Source organism: Paenibacillus sp. NPDC057934, assembly GCF_042887565.1.
GTDB lineage: Bacteria > Bacillota > Bacilli > Paenibacillales > Paenibacillaceae > Paenibacillus_AQ.
On the sequence record NZ_JBHVPB010000001.1, the window covers coordinates 817646 to 830685 of the forward strand.

Consider the following 13040-nt stretch of genomic DNA (forward strand, 5'->3'; position numbering starts at 1 on the left):
CATTTCTTGATGGTAGTGCTGAGGAACTGTTCTTACTGTTGATCGACAACTTAAATGGATTAAGTTAAGATGGAGTGAGGGTTACTGTGGCAGGCTGGAGCTTGATGAGATTGTGAGTGTGACTTTTTAAAAAAGATCACGTAAAAGATCACATATTCGATACCATCACGTAACATTAAGCAAGCAATATAATCCTACTGATATCCATGAACGATAATATCAGCGCCGAGGAACACCCAGAAACACCACGCAAAATGACAACTGTTTTTGTCTTTAATATAAGTAGATACATGACTGGATAGAGAGAGGAATTATAATGATGGAACAAGCTATGTTTGCTGGAGGATGTTTTTGGTGCATGGTAACCCCTTTTGAAGAGCTGCCGGGCATTCACGGTATCGTCTCGGGATACGCCGGCGGACAGACGGTTAATCCTACTTACGAAGAGGTTAAGACAGGAGAGACAGGCCATTACGAGGTTGTACAGATTACGTTCGACCCCGCGCTATTCCCATATGAAAGGCTGCTTGAGCTGTTTTGGCCGCAAATCGATCCTACGGATGACGGAGGTCAATTTCAGGACCGTGGCTCCCAATACCGGACAGCGGTTTTCTATTATAATGAGGAACAGCGCCTGGCGGCAGAAGCTTCCAAGGTGGATGTGGCTGCCAGCGGCCGATTCGAAGGACCTATTGTGACAGAGATTCTGCCGGCCCCGGTCTTCTACCGTGCGGAGGAGTATCACCAGGATTATCATAAGAAGAACCCTAAGCATTACAAGGAGGACCGGGAACAGTCTGGTCGTGACACCTTCATCGAGAAGCACTGGTAATCAATAGTTCTAATATTCGTTGTTTATTTCGGAGGGAGTTTGAAGGTGTGAGCAAAACATTGCAAAGTATTTTGTTTGATCTGGACGGTACGTTAACCGATCCGAAAGTGGGAATTACGAAGAGTGTGGCCTATGCCCTGAACCAGCTGGACAATCAGGTCGAGGACCTGGATACGCTACTTCCCTATATCGGACCGCCATTATACGATTCTTTTATCGAATTGAATGGTTTCTCAGAGGACAAGGCCCGCCGTGCCGTTGAGCTCTACCGTGAACGCTACAGCACCATTGGCAAGTTCGAGAACGCTGTTATTCCAGGTATTCCTGAACTGCTTGAGGGGTTGAAAGAGCAGGGATATAGCCTATATGTGGCAACCTCCAAGCCGACCGTGTTTGCCGAGCAAATTATCGAGCATTACGGACTTGCCTCTTACTTCAAGCACGTCGTGGGCAGTAATCTGGACGGAACGCGTTCCAAGAAGCAAGAAGTGATCCAATACGTTCTGGATCAGAACGCTATCGCTCCAGAACAAGCGGTGATGATCGGCGACCGCAAGCATGATATTATCGGGGCCATAGGCTGCGGAGTGGAATCTATTGGCGTTCTGTTCGGATATGGTTCAGAGAAAGAACTTAGAAGCGCCGGAGCGGATCATATCGCCAGCCAGGTGGAAGAGGTTGGGGAGATTATCGCCCGAATTCGTGAGGCTGGGATTGTTAGCGGAGCCTAACCAGTATGTTATGAAGCGAGAAGCCCGGAAGGGGCTTCTTTTTCTTTTACCTAAGCGTGAAAATTTAAACAAAACTATGGACGGTTCCCAGTCGATTACCAGCTGTTCTCACCGCTATTTCGATACCTAGGAATGACTGGCAGCATCAGCGGCAAACGTGGTGCAGACATCGTGAATCGCAACGTGCTGGACTTCTTCAATAGGGAATTAAAAGGGACGTACGGAGTCCTAATCAACGGTCAGGACACGTCGTTTCGTGAGGTGGAATCCCAGCCTTCTGGCAGGGAAATTGTAGAATAAAAAACTAGTTGATTTCATGCCCATTGGTAAAGCATACTTGGTCTTGGAAGACCATTTTCTCAAGTTCTATCATCCTACCAAAGGGAGCGTTGGATTCACATGTGGCCTACACATCTTGATGAACTGTCAGGCGAAGCTATTCGGCTTGTTCCAATGGAAAAAAGTCACACTGCCGGGCTGACTGCTGTATTGGCAAGCCCTTCAATCTGGGAGTATACCTGGAGGCAAGTCACTACGCCTGAACAGATTGACCAATTACTTTTAACTGCACTCGCGAACAAAGAAAATGGCACAGAGGCTCCTTATACTATCTTCGATAGGGCTACCGATCAAATCATCGGCACCACCCGTATTCATCATCTGGATGTGAATCACCGGAACGCGGAGATTGGCTGCACCTGGATCGCCCCGGATTACTGGCGAACGAGGGTCAACACCGAGTCCAAATCATTGCTTCTTCACTACTGCTTCGAAGAACTGGAACTTGTCCGCGTACAATTCTCAGTGATCGGCAATAATCAAAGGTCCCAGCGGGCTGTTGAACGAATCGGCGGAGTCAGGGAAGGCGTATTGCGTAACCACCGTCTGAGGTCTAACGGCACCGTGCTGGATAATGTCATCTATAGCATTCTCGATTCAGAATGGCCTACTGTCAAAGACAACCTGCATTACTTGTTGAATCATAAATACTAATTAGGAGTACAGCCAACAAAATGCGAAAAACGTTACGCTAAGACACTTTGAAATAAATCAGCTTAAAGATCTAATAAGGTTAAAGCGTTATATCACTGGGCGACGAATGCGATAACTCAATGATCCATCTAAAAAGAAGCAATCCCCCTGGTTTGCAAGGGCCGGGAGAATTGCTTCTTTTTTCGCTTTTTAGGATGCAATAGCCTTCATGTTTCTGCCCTTGAAATGTGCTGCCGCCATAAAATTCCCCTTTAGGCCCTTTTCGAAGAACCATTGGTTAACCGCAGCGATTACACATTTGAGTTTGCGTAGGATTTTCCTAGATGACCTTCTTTGGGCCTGGAACAGATCTAAGATTCATTTTTAGAATCATTTCAATGTGGCCTTCCACAAATCACATTCCAGATTATGATTTTCTAGAAAGAAATCGTCTGTTTCGAAATGCTCGACATGTTCTTTACCACACTGACAAGTGGAGGTCTGCTTGAGCGCGTGATTGTAAATAGTTAAGTCACAGTTTCACCGCCGTAAGAGATTCACTGCGTCACACTAAGCAAACCTTAACTGGCGTATCGTGCGGTCCTTTCGCCTAGGGCAGATAAAATCTGTCCTTTACTTTAGAAAAATAATACTGTCGTTGACTCGGTTGCAGTTATAGAATATAATTCACTTACAGTTATAAAGTTAATTACGGTGTGTAATCTTATCTACTATTAGTTAGTAAATAGTACATTAAACAATTGAAGTACACCGGGAGGATGGAGAATAAGATGTCTAAGATTTAGGTAGAGCCATTTAAACAAGGAGTGATCGATTAATGATTACAACGAATCGTGGGATGTCTATAGGACAACCTCGTTTCGTAATCGGTGTTCACGCGCTAGTGTCTCTAGCCAAAGCGGGTATAGTAGATTGATCACTCTGCAAATTCTTAAACCGATCACTTGAGTTCTAGACAGGTTCGCGTCGTTTAAACAGTTAACCGAGAAAATAACAATAACAAGGAGTGGAAGTTATGTTACAACCAAAAGAGCAATTATCGATGTACTCATATCCGGGAATCGTCGCTTCGATCACTTCCCGTCATGATGGTAAACAAAATTTGATGGCGGCAGGATGGCACACATTGATCTCGTATCAACCGGCGATTTATGGGATTTCAATTCGTAAAGAAACGTATTCATACAAGTTAATCGTAGAGAGCGGATCTTTCGGAATCAATTTCCTTCCTTCGAGCCGTTCTAACTGGATTCAAGCCGCAGGTACGTTTTCTGGTAACCAGAAGAATAAATTTAAAGAGTTTGATATTTCATATCGTGATGGAAATAAATTGGATATCCCTATTCTCACAGACGCGTACGGTGCATATGAATGCAAAATCCTAGATATTCACTCCTATGGTAGCCACGAATTTATTACAGGCGAAATTGTGCAGGCTCATCGCGATGACTCTCTTTTCCAAGAGGATGGAATTCCCGATTTTACCAAGCTGCAAATTCCGCTGTACTTGGGACGATCAACTTATTTAACGGTTGACGATACATTAAAATCCACAGATCATCTTTTTTATCTAGAGAAAAATGAATAACGAAGCTTAGAAGTCATTATGAACAGGGAGCCCAAATCAATTCAAACGCTAGCGTTACGCTTTGAGGCTGCTCAACGGACGGAAAAGATCGAAAAGCGGTTGCTGCGGATTGTTGTGGCCACTCCAGATGGTGTCACTTCGCTGAATGTTTGGACTTCCGGTCGCTGTTGTACCCAGATTTCTTCTTTATATGCCGCCTTTAGCGGTTGAAATCGGGGTACAGCTTAAGCTTCCGACGCGAGCTTTCCTGCGGAAAGCTTTGAGGCGAGCGCTTCGCTGCTACAGTTCCAAACCTTCCTCTTCGTTCCTTTTCGCTCTCTGTTACTTTTTTTATTCGTCTTATATAAAGTCTCCTTCGGAACACCCCTCATTAATCAGATCCCATCAAATTTAATCCTCCAGATCGTCTAATAGATTTTTCATAAAATAAACCACCTTTGTTCATGGATGTAATTTTTGGCTGTTCTTCGAGATGATGTCTGTTCTGGTGACGTATCCATTGTTGTCAGCCGTCAACGCAAAGATTTCGATGAATATCTAATGCCCCAAAAATATTGGACCGAATCGAACTAACCGAAACAAAGCTCGAGTCAGCATGTGGATAGCGAACACTTAGCTGAGCGTACTGATTCGCTACTTAAAAGCTTGGAGTGGGTATTAGCATTTTTGTATCTTATTTTAGAAGACCACCTTGAAATATTATGGAGGTTTAGGGTCCAAAAAACATAGCGTACATTTTTCGCGTTTTGTTGGCGGTACCCCAATTAGCAAGAATACTCAATTATGCTATAATAGAAACGTATATTCGCGTATGTTAAGAGGTAATGCTGAAATCTCCAACCCATATGTATCCCCACCGAGGGGCGGATATGGGTTTATGTTATTTTTATGGAGGCTGATGGATTGAGAATGCTAGTTTTAGATAATGAAGGGTTGGCTGAAAGATGAACTGGTCTGATTTTGGTGAGCGGAATAAACGGCTGAATCCCTTGTGGAATCTGGGCGCTGGTATGAACCTTGGAGAGATTCATCCTTATAAAGAGATGCTGGCGCTAAGCGTCCTGCTGCAAGTCTATTATCTGGAACTGGAATCTAATGAAAGACGGTCCAAGGAAGATATCATTGCGCTAGTCTGGACGGCGCTGGAGCGGTTTAATATAGCCCCGTTAGGCACAACCGAGTCGGTGGAGCGTCTGGTAGATGGTTTGTTGTGGAGCGGGAACGGCGGGGATTTTGAATCCTGGTATTATGATGATGCCACGCGGCAGATGACGCTGCAGAAATATAAATATTTTGCGGTGGACGAAGACGCGACGAGGAGTAGCTGGGAGGAGAACGGCAAGACGATCTACCGGCTCTCGGAGTATGCCATGGAGCTGATCTTCATGAGCCATGAGATCATCGAGGAATTCCAGATCAGCATCAAGCTGCTGGAAATTCAGATGCATATCAAGCATGGCCGGGTGACCCGGGCGCTGCAGGATGTCAATGAATTGATCTCCCGGGTGCGTAAAATGACGCAGCAGCAACAAGAATACCGGAATGCGCTGCGCCGCAATCCAAAGCATATTTTCAGCGAATACGGAGTGTCGCGTCACCAGCGGCTGGAGGAGATCCATCACCAGTTCGATGAGGAGCGCAGGCATTTTGACAATATTCACCGTTCGTTGGCCCGGCTCGCCAATGATGAGAAAGATGTTATCGACTTTAACGAGATTCGTCTGCTGTCAGAGCGGGTGGAGCTGTCCAGACGGGTGCATGATGAGCTGGCCGAGATGGTTCTTAATATTTTAGAGGTGGAGACGAATCTGCGGCTGAATTTCCCGGAACTGTTCTGGGGGGCGGCGGGCTTCAATTTCCGTACACATGTATGGGAGGAATGGGTCAAGGAAGAGGGATTACCTTCTGGGGACAGTCTGGATCTGCTGATCGGTGGTCTGTTCGCGCCGAATCAGGATTTTGTCTATCCGCTGCCTTGGGCTTGGGAAGAACAGGACGTTGGTTTTATGCCTGAGCTAATGAGTGATGAATTGGAGGAAGAGATGGAGGACCTCTCTCCACCCTATGTTGCAAAAAGCATTCCATGGGCAGAGGTAGTCGAATTGTGGATACCGGTGTTTCATACCTTGGCAGAGCAAGGGACGTTTACATTCACAGCGGAGGCTTTTACAGCAGAGGAGCAACGCAAATGGGCTGCCATTCCCCATGCGGTCGATCTATGGATTCAGTTCTTCCAGACCGAAATTACGGTGCAGGAGCAGGGGGTCAACAGCGGCAGTGGCAGCGACGAATGTCAGCAACTGATCGCGCGTTTGTTAACGGGTAATCCTCACCTGGAGGTACTGCGTGGTAAAAAGCTGCGGACGTCAATCGCTGTGGAAGGGGCGCAGCGTGTATCCTGGCCCGGTCTTGATATCAGTCCGTATACGATTACGATTGTAGAATAGAAAGGTGTGAAGCACATCATGAGTTATTCACTGGAACAAGTGCAGCAGGCATCACGGCTGTTTTTTGAACTGCTTCGTAAAAAGGTGCTGCCCCTCGATGATCCTGCCGCCGCTGAATGCCTGCAGGATACCGCTTCATATGACGCACTTCAATATGTGGCGAAAGAAGCGGGCTGCCGGGTGATGAATTCCGGGCATCGGCTCCACCTGTTGGTGAATCCGCTGGGCTCGGTATTCGCTACGAACTTTACGCAGCTGAAGAATAAATACTCGCGCATCGAGCGCAAAACCCATTTACATACGATTAATATCATCATCCTCGTCTTTCTGGCAGAAATGGATCAGGACGAGACGAATTTCAAGCCGGGACAGGATAGTATGTCTTATATTCAGATTGCCGATCAGGTGTCTTCGTTATTTCAAGCTTGGATTCAGATGGATGAGGACGGCCGGTTCAGCCGCCAGTGGCAGCTCGATATACAGGCCATGCACAAGGTATGGTCCAGTCTGTACATGCAGACCAAAAGCCAGGGGGAGAGCGATCTCTTGTCGAGAGGTGCCAACTCGCGGATCGGTTTGATTCATGAAGGGATGAAGCTGCTGGAAGAGGAGAAGCTGGTCTTCATCTCCGAGCAGGAGAAACGGATTTTCCCGCGTGAAGAACTCTATGAGAGAATGCGCTACCTGTATCATGATGTTGACCGTTATCAGGAATTAAGAGGTTTGATCGGCCGGACTTTGGCGGAAAAGGAAGGTGAAGTCCATGCCGCGGATTGAACGCATTCGGATATCCGGACTCAAATATGAGAAAATGCTCAAGAAATATGACGATATGGTGCTGGATCTGTGTAATGAGGAGGGACCCGCCAATACGCTGATCACGCTGATGAACGGAGGCGGGAAAGGGGTGTTGCTGCAATCCATTTTCCAACTCCTGATTCCGAAGACACCATGGGGAAAAGATAGCGAGAACCAAGTCGAGGCTTTTTTTCATAATCATAAAAAACAGCTCAAGCCCTACACCTTTCACGTGGCGATAGAATGGCGACTGGATAACAGTGAGCGCAACGAATATATCACGACTGGCATCGCCATGACGGCGCATAACTCGCTGGACCAGCAGGATATCAAGGTAGATTATTTGCTATATGCGCTGCTGGAATACGGCGAGGGCGCTGACCTCAATCTCTCGACCCTTCCACTCTATAATGAGACTACCCGCGAACCGGCAGACTTTGAGACCATTCAGCAATGGGTTCGTGAACGTCGCAATGAGATCATGCCATTCGGGAGTCATAGCTCGGAAATGAAAAGATATTATGATTTCCTGGCAGTCAGGGATATACATATCGCCGAATGGCGCAATATGCGGAGAATCAACGGGGAAGAAGGCGGGATCAAGGGTTATTTCAAAAAGCATGATGCCTTCACGAATCACAACGTGTTCGAGAAGCTGATTATTCCCGAGATCGGTGCCAGCCTGAACGAAGGGTTGAAGGAGGACGATAACTCTCTACAGCGGATGTTCATTGATGCTGCTACTGTAGCTCAGCGCTTGCCTATGCTGGAGCAGCGGGAACAGGCGTATACCGAGTTTTTAGGTATGGCAGGTCCGCTGTATGAGTTGGTTGGACAGGGCTCGGCAGCAGAGGAAGCCGTGCAGGAGACGGAGCTGCTGGGTCGGCAGATGTACACTGTGATCCACGAAGAACTGAATAGTGCCGAGACCGAACGCCGTCAGATTGCAGACGAACTCGCAGGGCATCATCAAGAGGCCGATCAGCTTCGCTTCGAAGGAGATAACCTCAAGTATCTGCGTAGTAAGGACGAGCTGGAGACCAAGCAAGCGGAGTTCAATACGCTGAGCGATCATCAGAATCGTGCGCGCAGCCGGCTTGCTGACTCCAAAGAGATGGAGAAGAAACTGGAGATTGCCCACTCTCTTGCCAAGCGCAAGCTCCAGATATCGCAAATAGAGCAGTGGCAGAAGGAAATTCAGGCTATTGAAGGCTCAATGGAAATGCAAGAGCGCCAAGAGGTGATTCAGGAGACGAAGGAGAATCTACGGCAGCAATGGGATGTTGTCGCCCGTTTGTGGCAACAGACTCTTAGTAACTTTGCAGCTTCTTTACATTCTCTTACTGGGGAAGAAGAAACGCTGCGGAAGCAGCGGGATGAATCCCTGCGGGAATTGGCTACCCTTGATGTGATGATCAATGATCTGACGTCGGTCATCCGCAAGTATAGCGAGGACATGGGTACCTTTGCCGCCAAGCATGGATCGGAAGCTGCTCATACGCCTGCCCCTGCGCTTCAACGGTCGCTTGCCACCGTGGAGGAACTAGAAGAGACGTCCATATTGTTGAAGGAGCGAGTTAGAACAGCGGAAGAACAACGTTTGACGCTGCACACATCGCATACGCGGCTTGCCGAGCAATTCGCAGCCAATGAACGAGACACTGGTGAGCTGAGTGCCCTGCTGGATACGCAGAATCAACGGGAATCACAGCTGTGGTCACAGCTTGTCGTGCTGCTGGAGTTGTATGACGAGCATAGCCGGCTTGGAACTACAGCGCTATATGAAGTGAAGGAAGACATAACCGCGAGGTTTCTGCACCGAATCGAGGAGACGGGGCAGCAGAACAAGCGGCTCCGCCGGGATTACTATCATCAGCTACTGGATGTGGAGCTGCAGAATCAATCCTATTGGGTGCCCAATGGGGATATTCTGACCGTCAAGGACATGCTGGATAATCTGAAAATCCAGTCGGTAGCGGGCAGCTCTTACCTGAATGATCTCCCTTATCTCGCCCGGGAAGAGGAGCTGGAGCGATATCCGCTCTTGCCTTATGCGCTGATTCTCACCAAGCGCGAAGCAGAGAAGATCCAGCCGGATATGCTGAAAATGGTGCTGCTCAAATCTCCTGTACCGCTATTTATCCGTGAGGATATGGCAGCTGCGGATTCTCCAGCCTTAATGCTCCTTGCTAGTGAAGGGCCGCAAATGGTGCTGCAGCCGGAACGGTTTATGAACTGGAAGAATGGCATCACCGCCAAGCTCAAAGAGCGAGAGCAGGAGTTGCAGGACGGTGAAGCGTATCTGTCCAAGCTGAGATCTGCTCGTCAGGAGTATGATCGGCTGTTCCAGCTCGACAATACGTCGGTCCTGCGCGCCAAGATGGATGCTTTGAGACTGCTGGAACAAGAGCTGCGCCAGAAGATAGGGCAGCTGAATGCGGAGCTACAAAACCATGAAGGTCTCATAGTCCGGCTCAGCCGGGAGCTTACCGAAGGCTCCGCTGCTATCCTCGAACAACAGCAACGACAGCTCGCCTTGCAGAGCTGGATTGAGCGGACCCGGGCGCAGGAAGAGGCGCGTCAGGAGAAGCAGAGAGCGGTAGAACGGAAAGGCCTGCTGGTCAGAGAGCTCGCCGTCAGAGATCAGCAGCTGCTCCAGCTTGCTGGACAAAGAGAAAATATGACCAGCCAGCGTGAGAAATGGATGGGCGATACGCGGTATTCGCTATTCCCGAGGCTTCAGCTCTGGTTCCCGGAGCTTGTGTTCCCGGCTGATCAACAAGCGCCTGTAATGGAAGAGGAAGTAGCCGCAGCTTCTGAACTTGTGGACCCTGCGGAACAGAACACGTTGCTGCAACTGCTTAGCACCGTGGAAGCTCTCCAGCAATCGCTCTCTCGTAGCGAGCTGGATATCCGCACTCGGGGGGCGCAGATCACGGCTGCCCGGGAGAATCTGAACGAGCTGGAGTCTGCACTCGGCGGAATCGATGCCGGGTGGCGTAGCGCGCCCGAGCCGTCTGACTCTGCCGACTCCATCATGGCGGCCAGAACACGCCAGAAAGAAGATACGGCGAGGCTGGAGGAGGACTATCAGCAGATCCATGATGACTATATCCGCTGCCAGACCGTAACGGACAATCTGCAGAAAGAGCTGAGCAAGGCCGAGAAAGCCATCAAGATGAAGCATGAGCGTCCGGTAGAAATCTGGACGGAGGGGCTGGATTACAAAGAGCAAGAGATCAACCAACGCTTCCAGGACAACGAGCGTCTGCTTGCTCAATGTAAACGAGGGCTGGAGCGTATAGACTGGCTGATCCAGACCTTATCCAATCAACGGCAAATTATGAACGCTCATATCGAAGAGCGTGTGAACCTGCGCGACATCCCGGAAGAGGTGAAGGAACGCGTTCAGGGAAGCTGTGAGGCGTTCGTGTCAGAATGGCTTCTCCAGATCAAACAGCGGAGAGAGCAACGGGCGGAGCTCTCTAAGAAAGTCAAAGAGGAGAAGAACGTGCTGAGCAGCAGGCTCTCCAAGAGCGGCTGGAATGCCGATCTGGAGACCAAAATTCAGGATCGTCTGAACACCGTTCACTGGGACGATTTCCAAATTGCCCGCCAGGTACTGGATTCCATGCTGCGTAGTTCCCGTGACCAGATTGATAGCATCCAGAGCGACAAGGAAGGGATGGAGCTGTCCCGTAAGCTGTGGGTCGGCCGGGCTTCGAAGCGTGTCATTCAGATCGTGGATATCATGAAGCGGATGGAGCGGCGGATGATCATTCATAATGAGAATCAGCATGCTTTTCCACTGGTTAAGTTGAGCTATAAGAATATCAACGTGCCACGTGCCACTGACGATGTGGAGCCGCTAGTCACAGACTATTTCAATCACTGTATCCAGGATCTGTTGAAGAAATATCCGAGAATGGAGCAGGTTCCGGCTCCCGCGGTCAAAGAAATTATTAACGACGGCCGAATCGTCTATGCCGCCTTCCAGAATCGTTTCCCGATTCTCCAAGTGTACAAGCCGGTTACAGAAAACTACTTCCTGTATGCTGCTCCTGAAGAATTTCATTATTCTGATTGGGAGGTCATCAACAGAGGGGCCTTGGATGAAGCCGTCGGCAGCGGTGGTCAGCGGCAGTCCGTTCAGTTGCTGGTAGCGATGATGATTATGACGCACAAGCGGGTGAACCGTGAGAACAAGGGCTGGACCGTCTTTTTGTATGATAATCCATTTGGCGAGATGGTCTCGAACAACGTACTGGACCCGGTGTTTGAAATCTCCAAGGCACTTCGGTTCCAGTGGCTGATTGTTACTCCGCCCGAGCTGGTTAAGAATGATGTTAGTATTAGGTTCGGCGTATACTGGCAGCTCTACTTTGGCGGAAGCAAAGGGGATATGCTGGAGTCCACGCTTGTTAAGGGTGGCAGGAAGCTTCTGCCTTCGGCACTGTTCTGATCTTGTATATCTGCTGAATCATTGAATGAGGGTCCTTTCCCTTCACTGAGGGAGGGACCCGTTTTAGATTAAGAATTAAGGTTGAGGATATTGTAATCCGTGTGATCACGGTTGAAAAAAATCAAATATCTGCTACTATTAATACATAGTAAACAGATGGGAAAAATTGATAATAGGAGTGGGAATATGGGTAATATCTATCAAAGCTTAACCGAGCTAATCGGGAACACCCCGCTACTTGAGATTTCCAGATACGGTGCCAGTCAGAATTTAGAGGCAAGAATCTTGGCCAAGCTCGAATACTTTAATCCTGCGGGTAGTGTGAAGGATCGAACCGGTTATGCCATGATCAAGGATGCCGAGGAGAAGGGCTACATTAACAAGGATTCTGTCATCATTGAGCCTACGAGCGGGAACACAGGGATCGGGCTGGCCTTTGCGGCCTCCAGTCTGGGGTACAGGCTGATTATTGTGCTTCCCGAGACATTCAGTGTTGAACGCCGCAAGCTCATGCTAGCTCTTGGGGCTGAGATCGTGCTGACTTCAGGTGCGGAGGGCATGAGCGGTGCTGTCAGAAGAGCGGAGCAGCTAGCCGAACGTACGCCTGGTGCGTTCATTCCACAGCAGTTCAGTAATCCGGCGAATCCACAGATTCACCGGACGACAACAGCCGAAGAAATCTGGCGGGACACCGATGGACAGGTGGATGTTTTTATTGCCGGGGTCGGTACCGGCGGAACGGTCTCTGGTGTGGGCCAGTTATTGAAGGAGCGTAATCCAGATGTACATATCGTTGCTCTTGAGCCGTATGATTCTCCGGTGCTTTCCGGCGGCGCTCCCGGCGGTCATCGCATCCAAGGGATTGGTGCCAACTTCATCCCGGATAATTATCGTCCAGAGTTTGTGGATGAAATTCTCCAGGTGAAAAGCGATGATGCCTTTGCCACCGCGAGAGCACTGGCCAGAACAGAAGGACTGCTGGTCGGCATCTCCTCTGGCGCGGCTGTGTACGCGGCGGCAGAGCTATCCAAACGTCCGGAGTTTAAGGGGAAAACAATCGTGACGATTTTGCCGGATACTGGGGAACGTTATCTGTCTACGCCACTGTTCAACTACGGAGAGTAATTCTTTTTCAGCAATAATTATTAGGGAACGGCGGGCATCCTACGTGCAGGATGCCCGCCGTTTC

General features: G+C 49.0%; 9 protein-coding genes. All 9 read left to right on the forward strand.

The window, feature by feature from the left end; genetic code table 11:
- Nucleotides 1–319: 319 nt before the first annotated feature.
- The 9 genes from msrA (at nucleotide 320) to cysK (ending at nucleotide 12976) form a co-directional block, all read left to right on the forward strand.
- Nucleotides 320–832, forward strand: coding sequence for a peptide-methionine (S)-S-oxide reductase MsrA (gene msrA / locus ACFVRY_RS03965; protein WP_066368594.1), 513 nt, complete (start codon nucleotides 320–322; stop codon nucleotides 830–832).
- Between the two features lie 47 nt (nucleotides 833–879).
- Nucleotides 880–1563, forward strand: coding sequence for an HAD family hydrolase (locus ACFVRY_RS03970; RefSeq protein WP_387497504.1), 684 nt, complete (start codon nucleotides 880–882; stop codon nucleotides 1561–1563).
- Between the two features lie 132 nt (nucleotides 1564–1695).
- A complete protein-coding gene (locus ACFVRY_RS03975; protein ID WP_387497506.1) occupies nucleotides 1696–1863 on the forward strand; it encodes a hypothetical protein in 168 nt (55 codons plus the stop codon).
- Nucleotides 1864–1962: 99 nt separating this feature from the next.
- The gene (locus tag ACFVRY_RS03980) at nucleotides 1963–2556 is read left to right on the forward strand and encodes a GNAT family N-acetyltransferase (protein ID WP_387497508.1); all 594 of its coding nucleotides are present in this window, start codon (nucleotides 1963–1965) and stop codon (nucleotides 2554–2556) included.
- 1015 nt (nucleotides 2557–3571) lie between these two features.
- Nucleotides 3572–4144, forward strand: coding sequence for a flavin reductase family protein (locus tag ACFVRY_RS03985; RefSeq protein WP_387497510.1), 573 nt, complete (start codon nucleotides 3572–3574; stop codon nucleotides 4142–4144).
- 944 nt (nucleotides 4145–5088) lie between these two features.
- Nucleotides 5089–6591 carry a hypothetical protein gene (locus tag ACFVRY_RS03990; protein WP_387497512.1) on the forward strand — a complete coding sequence of 501 codons (1503 nt, stop codon included), beginning with the start codon at nucleotides 5089–5091 and terminating at the stop codon, nucleotides 6589–6591.
- An 18-nt stretch (nucleotides 6592–6609) separates the two neighbouring features.
- Entirely contained in the window at nucleotides 6610–7368 is a 759-nt protein-coding gene (locus tag ACFVRY_RS03995; RefSeq protein WP_387497514.1) for a DUF6063 family protein, read from the forward strand.
- Nucleotides 7355–11851 carry a hypothetical protein gene (locus tag ACFVRY_RS04000; RefSeq protein WP_387497516.1) on the forward strand — a complete coding sequence of 1499 codons (4497 nt, stop codon included), beginning with the start codon at nucleotides 7355–7357 and terminating at the stop codon, nucleotides 11849–11851. Before ACFVRY_RS03995 ends, ACFVRY_RS04000 begins: the two co-directional genes overlap by 14 nt.
- Before the next feature lie 186 nt (nucleotides 11852–12037).
- Nucleotides 12038–12976 (forward strand): cysteine synthase A, encoded by a 939-nt coding sequence (cysK, locus tag ACFVRY_RS04005; RefSeq protein ID WP_387497518.1) that lies wholly within the window; start codon nucleotides 12038–12040, stop codon nucleotides 12974–12976.
- Nucleotides 12977–13040: the final 64 nt, after the last annotated feature.

Bases quoted from the DNA above. Each gene is read 5' to 3' on its own strand.
- msrA (WP_066368594.1), top strand. From the start codon at position 320: ATGGAACAAGCTATGTTTGCTGGAGGATGTTTTTGGTGCATGGTAACC.
- ACFVRY_RS03975 (WP_387497506.1), top strand. From the start codon at position 1,696: ATGACTGGCAGCATCAGCGGCAAACGTGGTGCAGACATCGTGAATCGC.
- ACFVRY_RS03980 (WP_387497508.1), top strand. From the start codon at position 1,963: ATGTGGCCTACACATCTTGATGAACTGTCAGGCGAAGCTATTCGGCTT.
- ACFVRY_RS03985 (WP_387497510.1), top strand. From the start codon at position 3,572: ATGTTACAACCAAAAGAGCAATTATCGATGTACTCATATCCGGGAATC.
- ACFVRY_RS03990 (WP_387497512.1), top strand. From the start codon at position 5,089: ATGAACTGGTCTGATTTTGGTGAGCGGAATAAACGGCTGAATCCCTTG.
- ACFVRY_RS03995 (WP_387497514.1), top strand. From the start codon at position 6,610: ATGAGTTATTCACTGGAACAAGTGCAGCAGGCATCACGGCTGTTTTTT.
- ACFVRY_RS04000 (WP_387497516.1), top strand. From the start codon at position 7,355: ATGCCGCGGATTGAACGCATTCGGATATCCGGACTCAAATATGAGAAA.
- cysK (WP_387497518.1), top strand. From the start codon at position 12,038: ATGGGTAATATCTATCAAAGCTTAACCGAGCTAATCGGGAACACCCCG.